Source organism: Methanosarcina sp. Kolksee, from assembly GCF_000969945.1.
Taxonomy (GTDB): Archaea; Halobacteriota; Methanosarcinia; order Methanosarcinales; family Methanosarcinaceae; genus Methanosarcina; species Methanosarcina vacuolata.
Map to the genome: position 1 here is coordinate 1144425 of NZ_CP009524.1, position 23471 is coordinate 1167895.

Annotated in this window: 14 protein-coding genes, 3 tRNA genes and 1 pseudogene; 2 read left to right on the top strand and 16 right to left on the bottom strand. The window is 42.3% G+C overall.

Annotated elements, in window-relative coordinates:
- Positions 1–444 precede the first annotated feature (444 nt).
- Positions 445–3213 (top strand): cache domain-containing protein, encoded by a 2769-nt coding sequence (locus MSKOL_RS04915; RefSeq protein ID WP_231592451.1) that lies wholly within the window; start codon positions 445–447, stop codon positions 3211–3213.
- A 446-nt stretch (positions 3214–3659) separates the two neighbouring features.
- Here MSKOL_RS04915 and MSKOL_RS04920 read toward each other — a convergent pair whose 3' ends face one another.
- The 8 genes from MSKOL_RS04920 to nifH form a co-directional block, all read right to left on the bottom strand.
- Positions 3660–6005 carry a PKD domain-containing protein gene (locus MSKOL_RS04920; protein WP_052725347.1) on the bottom strand — a complete coding sequence of 782 codons (2346 nt, stop codon included), beginning with the start codon at positions 6003–6005 and terminating at the stop codon, positions 3660–3662.
- Positions 6006–6971: 966 nt separating this feature from the next.
- Complete coding sequence (locus tag MSKOL_RS04925; RefSeq protein ID WP_048154056.1) at positions 6972–8396, bottom strand: nitrogenase component 1; 1425 nt, start codon at positions 8394–8396, stop codon at positions 6972–6974.
- Between the two features lie 12 nt (positions 8397–8408).
- Entirely contained in the window at positions 8409–9974 is a 1566-nt protein-coding gene (nifE, locus tag MSKOL_RS04930) for a nitrogenase iron-molybdenum cofactor biosynthesis protein NifE (RefSeq protein WP_048154059.1), read from the bottom strand.
- 73 nt (positions 9975–10047) lie between these two features.
- Positions 10048–11418 (bottom strand): nitrogenase molybdenum-iron protein subunit beta, encoded by a 1371-nt coding sequence (gene nifK / locus MSKOL_RS04935; RefSeq protein WP_048154062.1) that lies wholly within the window; start codon positions 11416–11418, stop codon positions 10048–10050.
- A 29-nt stretch (positions 11419–11447) separates the two neighbouring features.
- Positions 11448–13046: a nitrogenase molybdenum-iron protein alpha chain gene (gene nifD, locus MSKOL_RS04940; protein WP_048154065.1), complete on the bottom strand. Its 1599-nt coding sequence runs from the start codon at positions 13044–13046 to the stop codon at positions 11448–11450.
- A complete protein-coding gene (locus tag MSKOL_RS04945) occupies positions 13046–13423 on the bottom strand; it encodes a P-II family nitrogen regulator (protein WP_048154068.1) in 378 nt (125 codons plus the stop codon). Before MSKOL_RS04945 ends, nifD begins: the two co-directional genes overlap by 1 nt.
- A gap of 25 nt (positions 13424–13448) precedes the next feature.
- Entirely contained in the window at positions 13449–13766 is a 318-nt protein-coding gene (locus MSKOL_RS04950; RefSeq protein ID WP_048154070.1) for a P-II family nitrogen regulator, read from the bottom strand.
- Positions 13767–13822: 56 nt separating this feature from the next.
- Positions 13823–14644, bottom strand: a complete 822-nt coding sequence (gene nifH / locus MSKOL_RS04955; protein WP_048118840.1) for a nitrogenase iron protein — start codon at positions 14642–14644, stop codon at positions 13823–13825.
- A 194-nt stretch (positions 14645–14838) separates the two neighbouring features.
- Between nifH and MSKOL_RS04960 the strand changes: the two genes are divergently transcribed.
- Complete coding sequence (locus MSKOL_RS04960; protein ID WP_048154074.1) at positions 14839–16029, top strand: geranylgeranyl reductase family protein; 1191 nt, start codon at positions 14839–14841, stop codon at positions 16027–16029.
- Positions 16030–16499: 470 nt separating this feature from the next.
- Here MSKOL_RS04960 and MSKOL_RS04965 read toward each other — a convergent pair whose 3' ends face one another.
- The 8 genes and pseudogenes from MSKOL_RS04965 to MSKOL_RS05000 all read right to left on the bottom strand — a co-directional run bounded on the left by MSKOL_RS04965 (position 16500) and on the right by MSKOL_RS05000 (position 23414).
- A complete protein-coding gene (locus MSKOL_RS04965; protein ID WP_048118844.1) occupies positions 16500–16859 on the bottom strand; it encodes a tetratricopeptide repeat protein in 360 nt (119 codons plus the stop codon).
- Positions 16860–17129: 270 nt separating this feature from the next.
- The gene (locus MSKOL_RS04970) at positions 17130–18035 is read right to left on the bottom strand and encodes a hypothetical protein (RefSeq protein ID WP_048154077.1); all 906 of its coding nucleotides are present in this window, start codon (positions 18033–18035) and stop codon (positions 17130–17132) included.
- Positions 18036–18396: 361 nt separating this feature from the next.
- Positions 18397–19830 (bottom strand): pyruvate kinase, encoded by a 1434-nt coding sequence (pyk, locus tag MSKOL_RS04975; protein ID WP_048154080.1) that lies wholly within the window; start codon positions 19828–19830, stop codon positions 18397–18399.
- Between the two features lie 85 nt (positions 19831–19915).
- The gene (locus tag MSKOL_RS04980) at positions 19916–20839 is read right to left on the bottom strand and encodes an aldolase (protein WP_048154082.1); all 924 of its coding nucleotides are present in this window, start codon (positions 20837–20839) and stop codon (positions 19916–19918) included.
- A gap of 383 nt (positions 20840–21222) precedes the next feature.
- Positions 21223–21295 (bottom strand) — tRNA-Asn (locus MSKOL_RS04985).
- A gap of 71 nt (positions 21296–21366) precedes the next feature.
- Positions 21367–21441: transfer RNA gene (locus MSKOL_RS04990), tRNA-Ile, on the bottom strand.
- 117 nt (positions 21442–21558) lie between these two features.
- A tRNA-Asn gene (locus MSKOL_RS04995) sits at positions 21559–21631 on the bottom strand.
- Positions 21632–22106: 475 nt separating this feature from the next.
- Positions 22107–23414, bottom strand: a pseudogene (locus MSKOL_RS05000) (IS4 family transposase).
- Between the last annotated feature and the right edge of the window lie 57 nt (positions 23415–23471).

The following is a 23471-nucleotide window of genomic DNA, read 5'->3' on the forward strand; positions in this document are numbered from 1 at the left end:
GAATCACTCTGCGACTGGTTGTGTTTTCCGTGTTACAGAATTCCATGTGACTTTAACATAATATTTGAGTCGTAAGCCGTAATTATTTAGCATGAAAATGCTGCCATCTGCAAGCATTTTCATTGTTTGTGCATGTTATTCAAAGAATATCATGTGCGTTTTCTTATTATGTACTTATTTGAGAATCGATACACTAGGATATAAATTGATATACAGAAACGTATAGTAGTTTAAGTATATAATTTAATGGATATTTTTTTAAGAAAAATCAGTGTTTGAGGGATATTGCACACTTCGTTCTCCATTGTATCTTCTCAAAGGAAGATCCTTTGCAAATTATGGAGACATTTCAGTATTATTTTTATATGTGGATTATAGACTCTTTTCATGTCGCTATCTCTACACTACATATATCTTATTCTTATTGCAATGTTGCTCGGAGCGTTGCTTCCAACAGCCGGATGTCTTCCGGAAAGTGAAGCTGTATCCGCAGACCAGAATAACATCACGATGTTAAACTTGACATACTACACAGAACAGCTACCGCCCTATAACTATATGGACAACGGTACGCTAAAAGGAATTTCCGTTGATCTCCTTGAAGCGGTCACCGAGAAGATGGGAAAAAAAGTGACACGGGAAGAGATAAAACTCGTTCCCTGGACTGAGGGATATAAGACTGTTCTCACACAGAACAATACCGTACTCTTTACTACCGTGAGAGTTCCTGAACGTGAGCAGTCTTTCAAATGGGTAGGACCCATCTATACGTATACCAATGTCCTTTTCGCCAGGCCGGATAGGGGAATAACAATAGAGAGACCTGAAGATCTGAACAGGTACAGGATTGGAGTAATCGTCGACGATATCGCTGTTCAGCAGCTGCTCGATGCCGGTGTGAATGAAAGCCAGCTAGTGCAGGAGACGAATGCATCCGTAATTGTCGAAAAACTCGATAACGGCGAGATCGATCTGTGGGCTTACCCGGAGGCTGCGGGCCGGTACATCACCGAACAGGTTACCGGAAATTCGTACTCGTTCAGAGTTGTTTATACATTACCGGACCGGGAGGGCTACTATGTATTCAACAAGAACACTTCGGATTCAACTGTTATGTCTTTCCAGCAGGCCCTCGATGCCGTTAAACAGGAGAAAGACGCCACAGGCATTAGCACTTATGAGCGGATCCTCGGGAAGTATATCCCATCGATCGGCCTTTCTCAGCTCAATTATCTGACCGAAGAGTGGGCACCTTTCAATTACCAGAAGGATGAAAATGTCACCGGGATCTCTGTCGAAATACTCGAGGCAGTTTTCAAAAACATAGGAGTTAACCTCTCACGGGCAGATGTCCGCATTGTTCCCCTGGAAGAAGGTTTCCAGACCGCGCAGAACAACACAAGTACCGTGCTTTTTTCAATTGCTCGCACACCCGAACGTGAGCCTCTATATAAGTGGGCAGGACCTTTTACCAAGGCAAGTTTTGTTCTTTATGCACCGGTAAGCAACAATATTACAATATCCTCTCCAGAAGATCTCAATCAGTACCGGATAGGGGTGGTACAGGGTTCAATCGAAAATAACCTACTCACCAGCCAGGGTGTAACTGCATCGCAGATTGTCAACGGCAAAACCCCAGAAGATCTCCTCCGTATGCTGGAAGAGAGCCAGATTGACCTGTGGGCAACGGGGGATCTCGCCGGGAGGAATCAGATGCTACAGACCGCAGCTGACCCCAATGCCTATGAGATCGTATATACTCTAAGCGAAAACGACCTATATTATATCTTCAGCAAGGATGTCCCGGATACACTGGTTAGTGCTTTCCAGCAGACCCTCGAAAACGTGCGAAACCAGAAGGATGCACAGGGAGTCAGTGATTATGAGCGGATCATCTACAGGAATTTAGGAGCCGGATGCGCCCAGCAGACATTTACGGATGATGCGGTAGTGAAACTCGTAAATATAACCTCTGCAGCAGTCGAGAAAAATGCCTCCGAGACTTTCCAGCGCATCAATGCAGGCGAAGCGCCGTACCGAGACGCAAAGGACCCGGCCCTTTATACTTTCGTGTATGATGAGAATCTGACCATCGTCGCTCATGCAGATAATGTTCAGGTTGTCGGTAAGAATTTCAAGGGTAAGACAGATGTTACCGGTAAACCGTTCCGTGATGAAATATTAGAAGGAGCACTAAAGAACGGGACTGGATGGGTAGATTATATCTATATGCATCCAGTCCAGATGAACCTGTACTATAAGACCACTTACTACCGGTTAACTCAGGGAAGCGACGGGAAATCCTACATTGTGTGCAGCGGCAATTACAAACGCTGCGAAAAACAGTCAGAAGGAATGCCAGTTAATAACTCCTCTGCATCTCCTGAGGAGCTCGTAGCATTTGTCGAGAAAGCTTTTGAATATGCGCATATACACGGAAAGGAAGCTGCCCTTCGTGAGTTCAACAACCAGACCGGCAAATTCGTTGACGGCGAACTCTATATCTTCGCATACGATACAAACGGCACTACGCTGGCTCTACCTTTCCAGCCCGAGATAATCGGAAATAACCGGTGGAACATTACTGACGCGAACGGCAACCTATATATCCAGAACCTGATCGACACTGCGCAATCAGGTGGAGGTTTTGTATGGTATCTCTATGCAGACCCTGCTGAGAACTTCACCGTTAAACAAAAACTCAGCTACGTGATGAAGGTAGACGATAACTGGATCATAGGGGCCGGAATTTACAATTCATCTGAGAATTCGTCAATCGTAACGGTGGGGACAGATCCCCAGATAAGAGAGAGACTGAAATCTTTCGTCGGGGAGGCTATAGACTATGCCAATGAAAGTGGAAAGGACGCCGCTATCGCAGAGTTCAATAACCAGAACGGGACGTTTATTCGCGATGGTCTCTACATCTATGCCTTCGATTATAACGGAACTACTCTGGCACTACCCTATCAGCCTGAGTTGATCGGAACAGATCTTTCCGGACTCCAGGACCCCTACGGGGTAAATTACACCAGGGTAGAGATCTTCCTGGCGCAGCAGGGAGGGGACTTCCTCTTCTACCACTACTACAACCCAGCCCGCAATATGACCCTTGAACCAAAAATGAGCTACGTCCAGAAAGTCGACGATACCTGGTGGCTTGGGGCTGGAACCTATATAGAGGACCTGAACCAGACCACCCAAACGAGATAACCAATAAAGCTATCGAAGGTATAAAAATAACAGAAGAAAATGATGCAAGAGGAGAACTCATCCAAACAGCCAACGGAATCTTTTGCATCATAATACCCCGGGCCCTTCAGTTGTCCGGGGAATTTATCTGCGTTCTGGATTTATAGGTTGAAGCGTAAAACCTGTTAAATCTCTAGATTTAATGGGATATAGATCTCCAGAGGTTCCCAAATTAAAAACTTTCCTTTTTGAAGAGAAAATGAGAAGATGCACGAACAGGCAGCTCATATTCAAAGCTTAATCCGGGAAAATAGCAGGTTAAACATTAAGCTGCTTCCTTAAGTTACAGAAATGGAAGAGGCAAAAAGGAAATGGTGGAAGTTTTAGGAATTTCATTATCCAATTTTTAAATAATAAATCCCACACTTCCAAGTTTGACCTTTTATTTTTTCAAATTAAGTGTTGGCTTACTTAACTGTAATATAACTGGTCTTTTTTACGGTGTTACTACCAGCAGCATTCTTTACCGTTAAGCTCACCGTGTATTTTCCTGCTTTAGTATACCTGTGCGTTGGATTATGGGTAGTTGAAGTGCTTTTGTCACCAAAGTTCCAGTACCAGGAAGTGGGTGATCCTGTGCTCTTATCAGTAAACTTCACATTCAAAGGATGTTTTCCAGTGGTTGGAGATGCAGAAAAAGCAGCAACAGGTTTTGTCACAGTTACAACATTTATGTACTTGGATTTTGTTGCGGTATTACTACCAGCAGCATTCTTTACTGTTAAACTCACCGTGTATTTTCCTGCTTTAGTATACTTGTGTGTTGGATTCTGGGCTGTCGAATACGTTCCATCTCCGAAACTCCATTTCCAGGAAATGGGACTATTTGCGCTCTTATCAGTAAATTTTACTGTTAATGGTGCTTTTCCTGAAGTTGGAGACGCAGAAAAAGCAGCAACAGGTTTTGTCACAGTTACAACATTTATGTACTTGGATTTTGTTGCGGTATTACTACCAGCAGCATTCTTTACTGTTAAACTCACCGTGTACTTTCCTGCCTTAGTATACTTGTGCGTTGGATTCTGGGCTGTCGAATACGTTCCATCTCCGAAACTCCATTTCCAGGAGGTGGGACTATTTGCGCTCTTATCAGCAAATTTTACTGTTAATGGTGCTTTTCCTGAGGTTGGGGATGCAGAGAAGGCAGCAACCGGGGTTTTGAATATTTTGTTTCCGCTAATTACAGCATTTTGAATATTTTTTATTATGATTCCAGAAGCGGACCTTGATGTATCCACATTTATTAAGGTGTTATTTTGTATTTTTACAGCACCATTTTTGAAAGAATTCCCATCTATATATATTCCTTCCATTCCCAGATTTGAGAAAGTATTTTTAGAAATATCTAAGTTTACCCCGTTTATCAGGAACTTCTGATACACTCCTAAGTATGAAAGATCTTTAAAAGTGTTATTGCTTATTATTATGTTCCTAAAACTCCCTTTGTTTGGAAAATCAATTCCATATGTCCCTTTATTTTGAATATTATTTCTAATTATAAGCTTGTTATCTATTCCATTTCCTCCCTTATACATGTCACCTGAAATACCATTAAACGTGTTATTTTCGTAAATGTGAACCCCATCATTTAAGCTGCCACGTTTAAATATTCCTCCATATCCACCATAAATCTCATTATCAGAAAAAGTGGACTGTTGCGTGCCATCTGCAAATGCATAATGTTTTAGAAGTTGCGGGTATATCTTATTTCCAGTTACGACAAAATTAATAGTAACAGCATGAGCATCAACTACGTTAGCACCAGTGACCTCCGCCCCTATCAGAGTGTTATCGGCGATAAAAACGTCTCTATCTAAAGATTTGCGTTCATCTGAATTGCCTGTTATAGTATGCCTGCAATTCTCTATGTGATTACTGGTTATATTTACAAAAGCCGAACCGCTAGCTACATTTATACCATATCCGCAGTTAGCATGAAGTGAATTGTAAATTTCGTTATTATTAACACTCACATTAAAACAGGAATATAGACAAAGATCACCAAATCCGCTATTATTGAGATAGGAATTTGTGACTGAACTATCCTTGCAATATTGCAGAACAAGGCCATGATGAATCGTTGAACTACCTGTATCCTCTATCCTTATATTTTTTATATTTATCTGAATAGGCCTGTATACTTCAACCTGTACGGTCTCGGACAATTTGTAATCCCTAAGAAGTGGTTGATTTAAAGTAACGACATTTCCATTTACACCTTTAACAGCATACATTTCACCGGTCATTTGATCGGGATAATCCAGAGGACACCACTGAACGTTTTTCCAAATCTTAACCAGGTCGTTCTTGCGAACCTGGGAAGCATCAGTTAATATAATTTTAGATGAACCTTTTTTAGCGTTAGCAGATAGAGTTGTATTTGCGACAATTGATCCATTGAAAAAAATCTCTCTATTCACTTCTTGAGCCATTCCTCTATCCGGAGTTTGAAGGTGGAGGGTTACTTTCCCCTTGCCTATTATGTTCAGACTTTTGCCTGTCTGATATATTTCTTCTGGGAGATAATAGTCCCCTTTCTGGATAGTTATTGTATCTCCACTTTTTGAGTAATTCAGTGCTGTCTGAATGCAAGCTGAATCGTTTGCGTAATTAGGTGTATGAAAATAACCTGGTCCATCTGATCCAGCCTGTTTGTCAATTACGATATTTGCCGCCAGAGCTGAAGAGCTACTTAACACAAGAAAAAAAAGAGTTAGGGTAAATATTGTCATAAGAGTTTTTAAATTTTTCATTCGAGCATTCTCCTAAACTTGTTTAACTTAGATTGTGCCTTAAAATCAAATTTGGTTCTATAATTAGGATAAGACTTGCATACTTGAACTGAAAAAACAGTAGCGTTAAACCGTTAAATATCTAAAGTGTAAATTTAAACCATTATGCCTAATGTCTTTGATTTTATACCTCGAGTACGTAAATCATATAAAATATATTAAGGTCAATATATGCCTGAATTTCGAAAAAGTTTACATCTTAATTTAAAGTTAATATTACCCATTATCCAGTGTAGAAATGATTTGAATTTTAATACAACCTCCAAGAGCGTGTTTTAAAAATAATTTGAGCATACAATCGAATAAAGGGCAATATTTGCCATAAATATATAAACTAAACTTTTCCGAAGTTAAGTTCACAACATTGACTTTAAAAATGTACTGGTCCTATAAACTTAGATGAATATATAAAATCAGATAGATTAAGATTCTGATCTACGATCCCTAGATTATGGATTGCTGGACTAAAATACTGAAATAGCAGGTGAAAAAAATGTCATCTAATCAAATTTAATATTCGAAGTCTAGAGACTTAGATCATGAAGATGTGTTCGAAGGATTGTAACCAATTTGAAAATCTGTTCTTATCTGCAGGTTATTGATAATCTGAAAAACGAGGTAAGAAGCCACTAAGTCTTTAGCTTAGTGGTAGTTCACGCTACAGGAAAACTGCGAGAAAGGCACATATTAAGGCAGAGAACCGCTGCAATAACTATAGCCCTTAACATAAATATTTGCATTTACTTTATAGTCACGGAAAGCACGGAAGAATTATACCCCTATTTTCTTTATTCTGTGTTTTCCACGCTTTCTGTGATTAACCTTTCACTTAAGATTGGTGAATAAATTTAAATTATGAAAAAGTTTAAATTGCGAAGAAATTTTGGTTCTTGACTATAAAAACACCGGCTTTTCCACTCATCGCACTCAGTCCGCACATTCTTCTTCGCTTCTCTTTTCGGCATATGCTGCCAATTCCGCCGGTACAGGTGCGGTGAAAGTATCGGTAGCTTCCATAATCGCATTGGTGATTCTGTCCAGCAATTCCATAGCCCCTCTGTACCCTACAGTAAGTATGCGCTGTGCACCGACTCTGTCATGTATTGGCAGGCCGACCCTTACAAGAGGGATATCCCGGGATTTTGCAATGTATCTCCCGTTGGAATTTCCGATCAGGATTTCCGGATTACATTGGCTGACTGCATCGTTAAGAGTGTCAAAATCAATTCCATTCAGAACCACAGGTTTGAGCTCAGGGTTTATTTTTTCAACTATTTGCCTGATTTTTGCTTCAAAATCTCTGCTTTTACTTCCTGTAGCTATCAGAACCGGGTTCATCCCGAGTTCCAGCATAAAAGTTGTTAGGCTAAATACAAAATCAGGATCTCCATAAACTGCGGCTTTTACCCCATACAGGTACTTGTGCACATCAACCATAGCATCGAGTAGCCTGCCCCTTTCTTTTAGATATTTTACAGGAATAGGACAGCCTAGAATTTTGACCATCTCGGTGAAGAAACTGTCAGTATTTGAAAGCCCAACTGGGATCGGAACACTATACCCAGGCACGTCGTGTGATTCTTCCAGATATTTAACTGCTAAGTTCCTACTAACTATACCCAGGCCCAGGCTTGCCTGACTGTTTGGCATATCAGCAATTTCGGAAAGTGGGGTACCACCCGGTGAAATTTTCGGCAGGTCTTCTCTTAGCGGAGCATCGAAAGTTTCGGAGATATCAGGCAGGAAAATATAATCGCCAGCCATAACCTCAAAGATCTCTTTAAGTTCGCGTACATCGGCAGGGGAGAGACTTTCAACAGGGATGACGTTAAGTTTTTCATTCTGGACTTTTACGGCGCTTTCTTCCCCAGGTCTTTCCGCAAATTTCCTGACAACTGCGTCCAGGGCTTTTATATACCCGCTTACATGGCTTTCCCCATAGCTAGGAGTGGAAACCGGAATAATTATAATATCTTTCTCAGGGTCGTCTCCTATTCCTTCCTCTTCTTTAAACTCACGGATAATTGCAGGTACATCGTCCCCAATTGTTTCGGCCAGACAGGTAGTAGCAACTCCAATTACTTTCGGGTTGTACCTGTTAATCACATTTCTCAATCCTTTTTTCAGGTTTTCCCGGCCTCCGTATACTGCTCCTTTTTCACTGAGCGAGCTTGATGCAATATCCACAGGTTCCCTGAAGTGGTGGGCAAGAAGCAGACGCATATAGGTGCTGCAGCCCTGAGAACCGTGGTAGAGAACCATAGTATTCTCAATTCCCTTAAAAGCAAGGGCACTTCCCATGGGCTGGCACATAACACAGGGGTTCACAGTTGCATAGTTTCTTTTCGTCATCTCAATGCCTCCTCATACCTGACTCTCAACTGCAGCCTCGGATTTCTGGTGCAAAAATTCAGGTTTCAGGAGCATGCCTTTACACTCTTTTGCGCAATTTTCTCTGGAAATCCTTTCTTCTACTGCCACTTTCTTTATTCTGCCTGATTTCTTCTCTGATTCCATTGCTTCGGGTATCAATTCCCGCTGCCTGACAGCCTTCCATACAGGGCTGCTGATGGAAGCATCCACTTCCCTCGCAAAGTTTACAAAGCCGTCAAAACCTTCGAACTCCACCACCCTGTCGTGATTGAAGTCACAGAAAGCGATGCCCAACTTGTATGCAATAAATCTCTCCTTTACGCCTGCAACCATCAGGTCCGCTTTCTGTCTAATGAGCAGTTCGGCAAGTTCAAGGGGGTTCGCATCGTCAACAATGACCGTTCCATCCCTTACCGAATAACTGATTTGCTCGTAATCCTCTTTTTTCCCGGTCTGAGTCCCGATAATAACGACTTCCATACCAAGTTCGTCAAAACCTTTGATAAGCGTGAGAGCTTTTGCAGGCCCTCCCATGTAAATGGCGGCCTTCTTTCCTTTGACCCTTTCCCGAACTCTGGAAATTTCAGGCATTATACGGTTTATTTCAGCTTCCAGGATTTGTTCTGCCCTTTCTTTCATCTTTTCGGAACCAAAATAATCCGCAGTTCTTCGCAGGGCTAAGGAAATATCTTCAATTCCGAAGAAACTTGCGTTTAAGTAGGGAATTCCATATTCCGCCTGCATCCATTTTGCAAGATAGGTCATGGACCCACTGCACTGGACAAGGTTAAGGTCAGCTTCAGCTGCTCTTGATATGGCTTTTGTGGTTGAGTCCCCTGTCAGTGAGACTATAACCTCAATTCCCATCTGCTCAAAGAGAGGCTTTACGAGCCAGACATCTCCGGCTACGTTAAAATCCCCTAAAATGTTAATCTTTGGCTTTATGGTTTCAGGAACTCTGGGGCCTTTCTTCTTAATATCCTCTTCTGAAGGCCTTTTGATCAACCTTTTTAAAGCGTCACAGGCAGCTTTGTATCCGTCAGACTTGTTGCCTTTGAAGCCTTCGGATTTTACGGGAATTACAGGAATGTTGTGCTTCTGGCTTGCGGTTTTGCATACGGACTCAAGGTCGTCCCCTATAATTCCGACTATGCACGTGGAATACACAAAAACAACAGGAGGGTGATAGAGCCCTACCAGTTCGTCTATTGCTCTGGAGAGTTTTTTCTCTCCTCCGAATACCACGTCGAGCTCTTTCATATCCGTGCTGAAGCTGGTGCGGTTCGTTTCAATCCCGCTGGATTTTGCACCTCTTATGTCCCATGTATAGCCTGCGCAGCCGATTGGGCCATGGACAAGATGGACAGCATCTGTTACAGGGTTTAAGACAACCCTGGCCCCGGAATAAACACAGGCTCGCTGACTGATAGCTCCAGCAAGAGAATTATTATCGCAGGCAAGAGGAATTCCCTGTCCTTCCTGCCCCTTTTCCTGTTTTCTGGTAATATATGGCTTCCTTTCTTCGAGAGTATCCACTATTCCAATTTTCTCTTTCATTTCCTTCACTCCCCTCTGCTATGGTTTTCAGGTTTGCAGCGGCAGTTATCCAATTAACCTTTTGAAAAAGGGTTTACTCGATGGTCTCAAGTAGCCAGTCTGGAGCATCCCTGTCTTTCCTGTCAAGGAGGGTATTTCCTATACGCTCTACCAGTCTTGCAGCTCCTGCGTATCCCATGATCGGGAAGTAGTGCAGGTTTGCCCTGTCCATAATCGGGAAGCCTACCCTGACCAGGGGAACATCCTCTGCCCTTGCTATGAATTTCCCGTAGGTATTGCCGATAAGGAGATCCACGGGCTTTCTCTTGATTATCTGGTGAAGGGTAAACAGGTCTCCTCCGGAAATTACATCAGCTTCAGGGTACTCCGGACCTATGAGTTCTTCTACCTCTTTTTCGAACTCCGAATTCTGGGTTCCTGTAAGTACTACAGCAGGTTCCATACCCATTTCCATCACAAGACTGGTCAGGCCTGTAAGGATATCCGGATCCCCGTAAATAGCTACCCTTTTTCCGTGGTAGTGTGGGTGAGCATCAGTCATCATATCCACAAGCCTTCCCCTCTCATCTTCAAGTTCGGGGGGAATTGCCACATTAGCAAGTTTTGCCGCATTCATTACAAAACGGTCGGTATTCCTGATCCCTATGGGAGTAGGCCCTATTTTTGCCGGAACTTTGTAGCGGCTTTCAAGAATCTTTGCAGCCGAGCCTCCTGCCATCCTGCAGAGAGCGATTGTCCCAACAGAGTTTGCAGAATCCTCGATGTCTCCTATCGGAGTCCCACCTTTTGGATACATCCCGGGTTCTCCGGTAAGGGGAGCGTCAAAGACGTCAGTCGTGTCGGGAAACACAATACTGGAAATTCCCATTATTGAGAGTATGCGTTTCATTTCCCGTATGTCCCCAGGTTCTACAAAGCCGGGGATGAGATTTAGTTTCCCGTTTGGTTTGCTTTTTTTGGCAAAGGTGGTTACAAAGGCCTTTACCATGTTGTCATAACCGGTAATATGGGTGCCCACATAACTCGGGGTAGAAGCTGCACAGACCTTAATAGAAGGGTCTATGAGTTCTTGATCCTTTACATCTTCTAAGATAACCCCTACGTCGTCACCTATTGTTTCGGCTACGCAGGTGGTGTGAATAGCAATTACTTCGGGGTTGTAGATTTCAGTCAGGTTTACGAGGGCTTCCTTAAGGTTTGAAGCTCCTCCGAATACTGCGGTACCTTCAGAAAAACTACTGGTAGTTGCCATTGCAGCTTCTCGGTAGTGTCTGCTTAAACACATACGCAGATAGGAGAGGCATCCCTGGGACCCGTGACTGTGCGGCATGCAGTTGTGTACACCAAGAGCTGCATAAACTGCACCTATTGGCTGGCAGATTTTTGCAGGGTTGATGGTTACTGCTTCTCTGGTTACTTCTTCACATGGGGTATAGTCAAGCATTTTTATCACCTCTTACTTTTTTGTGCCTCTCAGTCCACTTCTGCAGCTTTCCATGGAGGGCGTATGAACCTCCAGGTTGGACTGTGCAAAGCCATATCAATGTCCCTTGCGAAGTTCAAAACCCCGGAAAAGCCTGTATATCTTCCGCTGTAATCGTACGAATGGATCTGCCTTGAAGGGACTCCAAGCTTCTGAGCCCAGTACTTATCTTTGATCCCGGAGCAGAAGATATCGGGTTTAAGGGTCTTTACAAGGACTTCAGTCTCATGATGGTTAAGATCATCGATAACAATGGTGCCGTCTCTCGCTTCAGGGAAAAGGCCTTCATATTCCATAAGCCCAATTTTCTTTTTCAGCTCTTCAATCCTTTCCGGACTAACCGCAGGTTTAATATTTTCATCTCTCTCGTAATGCACATCTTCAAGAATTGAGCCAAGAGCTTTTTCTTTTATCTGAGGGATAATCTGTCTGCCTTCGTAGTCGTCTCTGTGGGCAAACTGGTAACCTGCAACAACTATTTTCATGCCAAGTTCCTCAAACAGATTTATGTAGTGATGGCTTCTGGAACCGCCGGCATAGATAAAGGCAGTTTTTCCCTGGAGTTTCTTCCTGTACCTCTCGATTTCATCCTTATACTTTGCTTTTTCTTCGGCAATGGTTTCTTCAGTTTTCCTTGTAAGGTCCGGATCGTCAAAGAACTCTGCCATTTTCCGAAGGGATTTTTCAGTACCTTTCGTGCCTATATAATTGACCTTCAGCCAGGGAAGTCCGTATTTTTCTTCCATCATACGGTTCGTGTAGTTGATAGATCGATGACACAGCAAGATACTGAGCTTTGCCCTGTGAGCCTGTGCAATTTTATGGAATGAGCCGTCTCCGGTGAAAGTTGAGACAATCCTGTATCCTATTTTTTCGAGGATTGGTTTGATTTCCCAGAAGTCTCCTCCTATATTGTATTCTCCAAATACGTTAATGTCAAAGGGTGTCGGATTTTCGAGTTCCTCTGTCCCGATCAGGTTTTCCATCAGGGCATTGCTTGCAATGTGGTGTCCGGCTGACTGGCTAACCCCCCTGTATCCTTCACAACGTGAGGGGATGACCTTGATCCCATGCTCTATTTCAGCCTGCTTGGCAACGGACTCTATATCGTCTCCAATAAGCCCTACTGGGCATGTCGCAGAGATGCTGATTGCTTTGGGATTAAAAATCTTTACAACTTCATCAATGGCTTTCTTTAATTTTTTCTCTCCACCAAAGACAATATCAGTTTCCTTCATGTCCGTACAGAAGGAATAGTTAAGGAAGTTGTCTTCACCTTCCTCTGCTTTTGCAAGGTTTCGCCTGGTTCCCCAGGTAAAATACGCACAGCCTATAGGGCCGTGAACGAGATGTACCATATCTTTGATAGGCCCGAAAACCACACCTTTTGAGCCTGCAAAAGCGCATCCGCGATTTGTAAGGATGCCTGGAATTACCTTGTCATCAGCTTCGATATGTTGTTCGGAGGAACAGTCCCTGACAACTATGTGTTTTCTTCTGTTCCTTGCAGCTTTTTCCGGGAGCACTTTTAACATTTCATCGACAAGCTTTTGTTCTTCTTCAATTCTGGATTCTATTTCTGCTCCCATTATACCAGCTCCTTATTTACTGTCGCCTCTCCGCTTTCTCCAGTCCGGATACGGATTGCTTCAGTAACGTTTGACACGAAAATCTTTCCATCTCCTGCATTTCCGGTCTGGTTAACTTCTATGATTTTTTGGACCACTTCACTTACATTTTCGTCATCCACAACGATTGTGAACATTCGTTTTGGGATGAAGCGAATACAGGTCTCAGCTTCCTTTTCCGGATCTGGCAGAGGGGGATTGAATTCATGGCAAAGCCCTCTTTGTTTTCCGCGGCCCATAACCCTTCTTACGGTAAAAGAAGGAAAGCCGCATTCAAGCAGGACATCTTTAGTTCTCTGGGCTTTGTTCATCCTGATTATCGCAGTTATCTCTTTCATAGGATTTTCCTCCGAAAATCCGGCTTTAAAGCCCTGGTTTTCCAGTCCTTATGGTATATGCTTCTTCCACAGGGGTTACGAAGATCCTACCGTCTCCGTATTTTCCAGTCCTGGCGGACTCCATTATAGTCTGTATAGCCCTGTCTTTATGTTCGTCTTCTACTACCATCAGAAGCATGGTCTTCTGCAGTTCGTCATAGTTGATGTCTGCTATATGGATCCCTTTCTGCTTCCCTCTTCCGAAGACTTCCATTTTTGTAAGAGAAATACAACCTTCTTTTTCAAGGCTCTCGATAACTTTGGTTTCCATTCCTGGTCTGATGATTGCACGTATCATCTGCATAATTTTTAACTCCTTTTCACTCAATAATTATATATTTACAGTTCCGAACTCAACCATCAGATCTCAACAATTCCGAATTCAACCATCATGGCCTCTAATTCTTCCATTGGAAGCGGAGTCGGGACAACAAGTTTGGTGTTGTTCTGGACGTTTTCGGCAAGGGTCAGGTACTCTTTTGCCTGGTCGGATTCAGGGTCAAAGTCAATTACAGTCTTTCTGTTAATTTCTGCTCTCTGGACAATGTTGTCCCTGGGCACGAAGTGAATTAGATGACTTCCAAGTTTCTTCGCGAAAGCTTCGAGGAGTTCACGTTCTCCATCTACCTTCCTGCTGTTGCAGATGATGCCTCCCAGACGGGCTCCACCCTTGGCAAACTTAGCAAGTCCTTTACAAATGTTATTTGCAGCATAGATAGCCATCAGTTCTCCACTGGCAACTATGTAAATCTCTTTTGCTTTTCCTTCGCGGATAGGCATTGCAAATCCACCGCATACGACATCACCAAGTACGTCGTAGAATACATAGTCAAGGTCCTCGGTATATGCTCCAAGGTTTTCGAGTAGCCCGATTGAAGTGATAATTCCCCTGCCTGCACATCCGACGCCCGGTTCAGGCCCTCCGGATTCCACACACTTTATGCCACCAAATCCCGGCTGTAAGACAGTCTCAAGGTCAACTCCCTCATCTCCTTCACTTCTAAGTGTATCAAGTACAGTTTTCTGGTTCAGGCCGCCAAGCAGCATTCTGGTGGAATCTGCTTTTGGGTCACATCCTACAAGCAAAATTTTATTGCCCATAGTCGAAAGGGCCGCAGTCAGATTTTGCGTGGTAGTGGACTTTCCTATTCCACCTTTTCCGTAGATTGCTATCTGTCTCATTTTTTCCTTGCTCCTTTATTCTTTCTTCGGCACAGGAAGCCGGTAACCGTTGTACTATGTAATTGTATTTATATCTTTCCCTTTGTGAGATCTCTATTATAACTAATTGACTTTATTTGTGAGTTTCAGGAAAGAATTAATAAACAATTCCCTGTAAATTGCAGAGCTAAAAAGAATAACAGGAAGACCCTTTGATGATCCCTGAAGCCTCTTATGATGTAATCGTTGTTGGCGCAGGCCCTGCAGGTTCTACAGCCGCAATGTATGCTGCAAAGAAAGGCGCCTCGGTGCTTCTTCTTGATAAAAAAAGAGAAATAGGGAGCCCTATTCAGTGTGCCGGCTTCCTCCCCGATGCTTCGGAAGTCCAGGCCCTGATCCGTGAAGCCAGGCTTCCAGACACACTGAAAAACTACCCTGATTCCTGTGTGCTGCAGCGTATTGATACTCAGCGTATTGTCACTCCAAACTGTAATATAAAAGAGTTCGCTGTCAGGGGGACAGTCCTCGACCGGCGCAGGTATGACCAGTTCCTTGCCGAACAGGCAGCAAAAACAGGAGCGGAACTGATGATTAAAACCCGCGTAACGAAAATTGAGGGAACAACTGTTGAAACTTCAGGAGTCTTTGGGAAACACAGAATTAAAGCAAAAGCGATTATTGGAGCTGATGGTCCCAATTCCCTTGTAGCAAAATCAAAAGGTCTTGCCCTTAAGCCCGAATCAAGGGAAACATCGGTTGCTCTCGAATACCAGGTCAGAAATGTGGATATTGATCCCTCTTCCCTGGAAATGTATTTCGGAAAGGATTTTGTGCCTGGTGGCTATGCATGGATTTTTCCCGAAGGTCAGGACCGGGCAAATGTTGGAATCGGTATCCGAAGCGGTATGGCTGAGAAAGGTGTTTCTGCAAAAGAGTACCTGCACCGTTTTATGAGGGACCATCCGCTTGCAGGACCAAAACTGAAAAACTGCATAATTATGAACGTTATTGCAGGAATTATCCCTGTAAATGGCGCTCCTGAAAGAACCGCAACTGAAAACACACTGATTGTAGGGGACGCAGCAGGCCATGTTTTTGCAACAAACGGAGGTGGAATTCCTCCTGCAATGATTGCGGGAAAAGTAGCGGGAGAAACTGCAGCTGAGTTTGCAGCCGGGATGTGCCGGCTTGAAGAATACGACCGCCGCTGGCGAGCTCAGTTCGGACCCGCACTGGAAACATCGGTAAAGGCAAGGAAGCTTATGGATGGGATTATGAAATCCGATACTCTGATGAATGCAGCTTTCAAACTCATTTCTCCTGAACATATGAAAGTCATGCAATGCGGTAAACTCCCAGGGCCCGTAAAAATTGGACTCCAGGCGCTGAACCGCGGAAAGAAATAATCTGGATGGAAATATGGAGAAAAGAATAAGTTGTGTGAAAAACCGGAGAAAGGAATAAGTTGTACGAAAAACCGGAGAAAGGAATAAGTTGTACGAAAAACCGGAGAAAAGAATAAGTTGTATGAAAAACCGGAGAAAAGAATAAGTTGTATGAAAAACGAAGAAAAGAAGAATAGGTGCGCAAAAGAGCGATTATTTAGTCGTGTCTCGCATACACCGTTCCAAGTTTTGCCTGTAGAATAATTTCTCTACAGAACCCCAGACTCAGAGTTCAATAGCAAAGTCAAGCGGCTCTTGTAGCATTTGCAGCTTCCAGAGCAAAACTTGACAATAGAATACAGATTTCTATTGTCAAGTTTATATGATTAAAAACGTCATCAGTAAATGTAATCTGTTGCAGTTGACGGATTTATCCCACCAATAAAGTAGTGGGGATTCTCCTTCGCTGTTTTAAAATTAAGTTACTTCCTTTACATTTCTTTCTCTTCTGTAATTGATTCTCCTCCTCTTTCTCCGGCTTTTGCTTCGGATACCCTCATCTTTCTTAATTCGGTTTCTGCATCTTCTTTATTGTACTTTGCTTCCGGGTAGACAGGCCGTATCTCAAGGGCTTTATCAAAAGAGGCAATAGCTTCTTCGTATCTTCCGAGAATTACATATTCAAGTCCTCTGAGGTTCCAGACTCCTGCAAAATCAGGTTTCAGCTTCAGAACCTTATCAAAATACTCAATCTTTTTTTCGGGATCGGTTTCGCTGGTCGCAAGCCTGTACCATTCCTCTGCGGTCTTGCCCTCAATTTTCTTTTTGAATAAGCTGTCTAGAAAGCCCAATAATATCACTCCCTATTTAGAAGATTGGTCTGGAGGTAGAAATAGATGATTCTTCTTTTAGCCGAAGTAGCAAAAAGAAAATTAAATAAAAAGCTGGAATAAAAATAGTATATATGAAATAAAAGAAGGATGTCAAACCGAAACATTAAGGATGAAATATCTAAACATAAACGGGGTCAGGCACCGGAAAATAGTATTGAAAATGCAAAATGTTAACAAATTAAGGACATTTAAAAATAAGGACATTTAAAAAAGAAAAAATTTAGGAGTTTACTGTGAAAGCATTTCTGTTTCATTAAGTAAGCTTCTAAAGTCGGAAGTAATCATCATTTTGGTAATGTTTCCTGAGGTAGTTACGTTATAGGTTACTCCGCGTTCGGTGGAGTTTGCTTGCAGAGCCTTAATCTCATCAGTGAAGTTGGATTCGGGATTAAGGTAAAGGAACGTCTGACTGTAACTGCCATCATCCAGTTTTTTGATATCCATGTAGCGTTGATCGGCCGGAAGAGTAGAATTATTCGTCTTTACGGTCAATTCCTGGTAGAGGCTTCCTTCAGTATTCGCCTGGCTCAGGAGGTTATTGTATTCGGTTGAAGCAGTTGCGTTTCCTTGCAGCACGTCAATCACATCTTGCACGCTCTGGCGGGAACCAAGGATCACAGGGCTTCCGGCTACATTCCAAATGTCATAGGTATTATTTGTCCTTGCAAGGAGACTGTAGTTATCGTACTGGACTGCTCCCCAGGGCATTATCATTTTACGCTCCGGAATCTGGTGGAGTTCGAACCCATTACCATCAGCATAACGTGCCCCATAGCGTTTGGTTACGTCTGCCCCATATAGAGAATACATAATTGTTTGATTCCCAAAGAACTGTTCAAATGGAGTTCCTGTCGTTCTCTGAAGGTCTACGTATGAAGCGCTTACTACCCCTTCAGGGGACATGTTTAACCCGTCGGCAATGGAGTTGAATTCATGGTGGACCTGTCTGCCAGGAATTTGAGAAAAAGCGATCGTATTATTTTCCTCCAGATTTCCGGAAGAAGAAGCATTATCACTCTTATCTTTATTTGAGTTACCTGAAAAGAAGATCGCACCGGCTGACAAAAGCATTGTTAATGCCAAAAAAACAGCCAGATATCTCTGGTTTTTTGTTACTGGGTCCTTTTGTTTCATCAATGAAACCTCATTACATAAAGTTAATTTTTCGGACAGTAGAAATCATGCATATGATATCTAAACATATTGTCTTAAACATTTGACCATAGAAATCATGCACCTGATATCTAAACATATTGTCTTAAACATTTGACCATAGAAATCATGCACCTGATATCTAAACATATCGGCTTGAACATTCTGACAGTAAAAATCACGTACTTGATATCTAAGCATATCGACTTAAACATACTGGTTTGAGATTTGTTAAGATAAGAACTTTTCCTGATATTTTTCTCATAAAACCGAGTACTGAATCTAAGATCTGGAATTGGGTTTAAACTGGGGTTGTTTGCCACGAATGGATAGACCGACTTTTTCACTCAAGGGTGAGGATTTTAAGCATATTTGTGCCTCCGGGTTTTCCTGAAGACGGGCCCTGGGTGAAAACAACAATGTCTCTGCTTTTAACAAATCCAAGTTCTTTGGCTTTCTCAGTAGTCTCTTTTTCCCAGCTTTCAATATTTTCTTTTACAGCAACAGGATAAACACCATAGGATAAAGAGAGGAAGCCGCAGGTTCTCGGGACGCGGCTGAAAGCAAGGATCCAGGTATCAGGCTTAAAACGCGAGATCCTGCGGGGTGTTGCTCCACTTCGGGTTGGGGTCAGTACGGCTGCAACCGGCAGTTTTTGCAGGGCTTCATGCACCTGGAGGGGTATTACCTCATCCACTGACATCTCTCTTGCTGTTATGCCCTTGAGAATAGTGTCAAGTCCCCATTTTGTCCTGGAACGCCAGTTTTCTGTGGTTTTTGCAATTTTTGCCATCATTTCAACAGCTTCCACAGGATAATTCCCAACTGCTGTCTCTTCCGAAAGCATGACCGCATCCGTGCCATCAAGGATTGCGTTGGCAACATCGGTTGCTTCTGCGCGGGTAGGCCTTATATTATCAGTCATTGAGGCCAGCATTTGAGTGGCTGTAATTACCGGAATTCCAAGAAGTTTTGCGCTATAGATAAGTTCCTTCTGGACTGAAGGAACTTCCTGGATAGGTATTTCGACCCCAAGATCTCCTCTGGCAATCATGAGAGCATCGGTTTCTTTTAGAATTTCCTGGATGTTCTCGACAGCCTGCCTGCGTTCGATTTTAGCAACAATATATACAGACTTTTCTTTAGCTGCAGCAAAATTCTGGACCTTACGAATATCTTCCGCACTTTCTATAAAAGAAATGCTGAAAGTGTCGATCCCCTCGCGAAGGGCAAAATCAAGAATTTCAAGATCCCTTCCCGTTATAGGATCAACTAAGATCTTTGCTCCTGGTAGATTTAGCCCTTTATGAGAATAGAGTGGACCCCCTATAAGGACCTCACAACGCACATCTTTTCCCGAAATTTCCAGGCAGCGAAGCTGGATAAACCCGTCGTTTAAGTAAATAAGGCTCCCTGGAACCACGCTTTCCGGAAGCTGCTTGTAGCTTACAGGAATGCGTGTATCATTTCCGGCAGTCTCGTCAACCGTAAGGGTCACAGAGTTTCCTTTATGGAGCACGATAGGTTCTTTTTCCAATTTGCCTATACGGATCTTAGGGCCTGGCAGGTCGGCGAGAATCGCAACTGTCCTGTCAAGTTCCTCTGCAACCTTGCGGACTCTCCGGATTACTTCGCCATGGCTTTCGAAACTCCCGTGGGAAAAATTGATCCTCGCCACGTTCATGCCAGCAAGCACAAGTTTCCTGATCATTTCCTCGGAAGAGGATGCAGGACCTATGGTGCAGACGATCTTTGTTTTATGGTCCGGAATTTGCATATTTTCACGACCTTTTGTGTTCAACCTATTATCAATGCAGCCTTAAGAATTCGTATTGATATTCTGCAGGCTTCTATATATATTATTATTTGCCCTTATAGATATTAAGGGCATCTGCGACGCTTGCATCTTCAACTGTTATTGCATAGACAGCATTACACATGCGGACAGCTTCATCAAGAGGCTTCTGGTGAATGTTTCTTCCGGTTGCATTTCCCTGTGCTCCGGAAACATGAATCTGGTCATAGAGCTTTTTCAGGAAAGCTTCAGCTTCGTCACTGGAACCGCCTGCGCAAACGACCTTAGTACGCCCTGCAGCTTTGATAGCTTCCTTAAAGACCTCGGCAGACTTTGCCCCTTCTTTTTTCGGGTAATTGACCTTTACAAAGTCCGTACCAAGGCAGGCTCCGACTCCTGTTGCTCCTGCAATAAGGTGTGGGTCTTTTTCATCTTTTACAGCTTCACCGCGTGGGTAGATCCAGAACACGGATAACAGTCCATGCTGGTGAGCATCGTAAATTACCTGAGCGGCCTGAACAAGCATGTCAGCTTCGAATTCGCTGCCAAGATAGATTGTATATCCTACGCCAAGGATATTGAGCCCACTGTTTTCCTTAAACTCAACGACCTGGTCAATGTCATACCAGAGGTTGCTAAAAGGATCAGCCTGTGCAGTCTCGACGAGATTGGTCTTGGAGTTTACCTTTACAAGATATGGCAAGTCCCTATAGTCCATGCCGTAGCGGGCAATAAGTCCGAGCTGGGTTGCAAAAACTCCGATTTTTGCCTGGGACGCTATCCTGAAAAGGTGTTCGGGATCAGCATCATCCACAGGGACCCCTTCTCCGTAAAAATCATCGTTCAGATGCTCTACTTTCTGGTCGCCTGCAAAAAGCATTAATCTACCGGTTCCCCGGGTCATCTCCATATAATTATTCACGTACGTTTCACGCATTGCTTTAGGGACATCCAGAGGTACGGTTACATCCTCTTTATTAATCGAAACCATTGTATAAACCTCAGTTTTATTGAATCGTAATTAGTTGGATGGTAGTAATACTGTTAAAGTGTATTTATGTATTATCTCTAATTCTTCTTACTACCTTATCCCTCTCAGGAAATTTATAATTTTTCCGCTCAGTATTGGCGCATGTCTATTCAGGAGTCGAATTTATTAATATTCTGCTGAAAATTCGGACTCCACAAAGTGATTTATAAAAAAGAATTTGACTATGAACTGGACTCAGAAAATCTAAAATTTAATTAATAGGCAGGCGAAGATAAGATAAAATCTAAAGCCGAGTTTAGAAAAAAATTTTCAACTTCAATTGACAAAAAGCAAAACAGCAAGAGAATAATAATTTGAATTTAATTAAAAACGTAAGAGTCTTACGCCGCTTGCAGGGCTCGAACCTACGACATTCTGGTTAACAGCCAGACACTCTACCAACTGAGTTAAAGCGGCTTTTAGATAGGAAAGTTATTATTTTACTCTCAAACCTTCTTATACAAGAGATTCTTTGGATATATAGTTTATGGGCCTGACCGGATTTGAACCGGTGACCGCTCGGTTATGAGCCGAGCGCTCTAACCTGACTGAGCTACAGGCCCTTATTGATTCTATGATGTTATTAGTAGCTTATAGTATGGCTTAAATAATAAAGTTTTTGCATATGTTATATCTATTCTGGGAAGAATCGTGTAAGAAACAAGAAATGCAAAAATTTACGCCGCTTGCAGGGCTCGAACCTACGACATTCTGGTTAACAGCCAGACACTCTACCAACTGAGTTAAAGCGGCTCATACAATCGGATGTGGTCGTTTTACCCACCTCATCGCGAACACTCCTAAAGCGATAATATTATTTATATATTTCGCTTTGAGAGGGTTCCACAACCATTTATGCGCCGAGAAATCTGATGAAGCAGGTGTTTGTTAACTCAGAATAGTACCATCTGGTTAGAAATATTGTATTCCAGTCCGTTTATTTGGATCATACAGTAGTTCCGATCAGACTGACTTCCGAATGATAAAAACAAATTGAACTTACATTTTATCCATTAATTTTCAAAGTAGACTATATTATTGATCAGATTTTAAAATTCTTAAGCTATAACTTTCACTTACATTTTTCAAAAAATCAGATCACATTGAGTAATTTTATAGCATACGCTATTAGGTTCTTAAATTTTAATTTGAGATGAGTTCATTGGTCATCGGTTAAGGATACATATCCGTTCTCTGTTACTCTTTTTTAACCCAATTCTTTCATTTTTTATTCAAACCATTCATCTCTAAATCTTTCTCTGTTTACATGCGGATCTAATGCTTGACTTTCAAATACACTCATTATCGTTTCAAAAATTCTTTGAATTCCACATATATGCAGAATTACTGTCAATAAATCTGATGCATTCTCTGTAAATATTGTACTCCAACGTAACTGCGTATATCTAGCCATTTTTTCAGGCTGAGTTATTGAGTTTCTGACAAGATAATAAATTCTTCTGCTAACGATTAGTGTCAATATTGCTGTCCAGATTAGAGCTTCAATTACCTGCACATTCTTTGTTTCAAGAACGTCCAGCGCATATTTACTTTTCAATTCCTTAAATAGTAGTTCTATTTCCCATCTTGCCCCATATAAGTTTGCAATGTCTCTTGCATTCAAAATATCTTTTTGAATATTTGTGATATAAATGTGGTACTTTTTATCTTCATCATTGTATACCGCTACAAGACGTACAATCATCTCATCCTGTTTTTGCCTACCTTTGTATGCTCTTCTTTTAAACTTTATTTTCACAACAGCATCAAGATCTTTTCCAGAAAGTTGCTTAATGCATTCACTAACAGTTTTTCCAGCGAACTCCTTACTTTTTGTCTTAGAAAGTCCCTCTTCAACAGAAACAAGAATAGGATCCATACTTTTCTTTATTCTTGAAACAAAATATCCTCCATTTTCCTCAACCCTTGCAAACATATGAGTTTTGTAGAAACCAAGATCAACAAGCAGAATACGATCTTTGATCCAGGGACCTATTTTTAATGTTTTTATCTCAGCTGTTTTTTCAGAATACAGAGCAACTGTTTTAGGTCCGTTAGCAACTGCACTTACCATAACTCCCACTTTTATGCCTGCAGCTACTGTTCTTGCTCTTGCTGCTGGAAACTTATCTGCTAAAGAAGAGTGAAGACGAACAATTGTACTGTCCTGAATGAGAACATCCTAGAAATTTTTGAGTTTTTTACTAAGTTTTCTTCCAGGATCTTTTGCAAGCTCCTCTATGCCGTGAATAACACACTGATGAAGAAACTCAACAAGTTCTGGAGTGAAACGATAGTACCAGCTGCTGTCGCTTAGGGTCTTATTTGCTTCTTTTTCATATTCTCTTTTCAAACTGGCAAGTGTACGCTGCAAGCGTACGCCAAAACTCAGAGTTAAAACCCAAAAGATGATGACAGGGTCAATTTTACGTTCACGTACTATGAGACCAGTTTCTTTGGCAGTTTGCCTTAACCACTCCTCGGAAAACATTTTACAAAGAGACTCTTCAAGAATAGATGGGAAACAAGGAGACATAGATACAGAGATAATAATATTATTATAAAAGCATGTGCAGGAGATGGAATTTAATGC

Coding starts and splice junctions, on each gene's coding strand:
- MSKOL_RS04920 (WP_052725347.1), bottom strand. CDS start 6,005: ATGAAAAATTTAAAAACTCTTATGACAATATTTACCCTAACTCTTTTT.
- MSKOL_RS04950 (WP_048154070.1), bottom strand. CDS start 13,766: ATGCAGATGATACGTGCAATCATCAGACCAGGAATGGAAACCAAAGTT.
- nifH (WP_048118840.1), bottom strand. CDS start 14,644: ATGAGACAGATAGCAATCTACGGAAAAGGTGGAATAGGAAAGTCCACT.
- pyk (WP_048154080.1), bottom strand. CDS start 19,830: ATGCAAATTCCGGACCATAAAACAAAGATCGTCTGCACCATAGGTCCT.
- MSKOL_RS04970 (WP_048154077.1), bottom strand. CDS start 18,035: ATGAAACAAAAGGACCCAGTAACAAAAAACCAGAGATATCTGGCTGTT.
- MSKOL_RS04925 (WP_048154056.1), bottom strand. CDS start 8,396: ATGACGAAAAGAAACTATGCAACTGTGAACCCCTGTGTTATGTGCCAG.
- MSKOL_RS04960 (WP_048154074.1), top strand. CDS start 14,839: ATGATCCCTGAAGCCTCTTATGATGTAATCGTTGTTGGCGCAGGCCCT.
- MSKOL_RS04980 (WP_048154082.1), bottom strand. CDS start 20,839: ATGGTTTCGATTAATAAAGAGGATGTAACCGTACCTCTGGATGTCCCT.
- nifE (WP_048154059.1), bottom strand. CDS start 9,974: ATGAAAGAGAAAATTGGAATAGTGGATACTCTCGAAGAAAGGAAGCCA.
- MSKOL_RS04945 (WP_048154068.1), bottom strand. CDS start 13,423: ATGAAAGAGATAACTGCGATAATCAGGATGAACAAAGCCCAGAGAACT.
- nifK (WP_048154062.1), bottom strand. CDS start 11,418: ATGCTTGACTATACCCCATGTGAAGAAGTAACCAGAGAAGCAGTAACC.
- nifD (WP_048154065.1), bottom strand. CDS start 13,046: ATGGGAGCAGAAATAGAATCCAGAATTGAAGAAGAACAAAAGCTTGTC.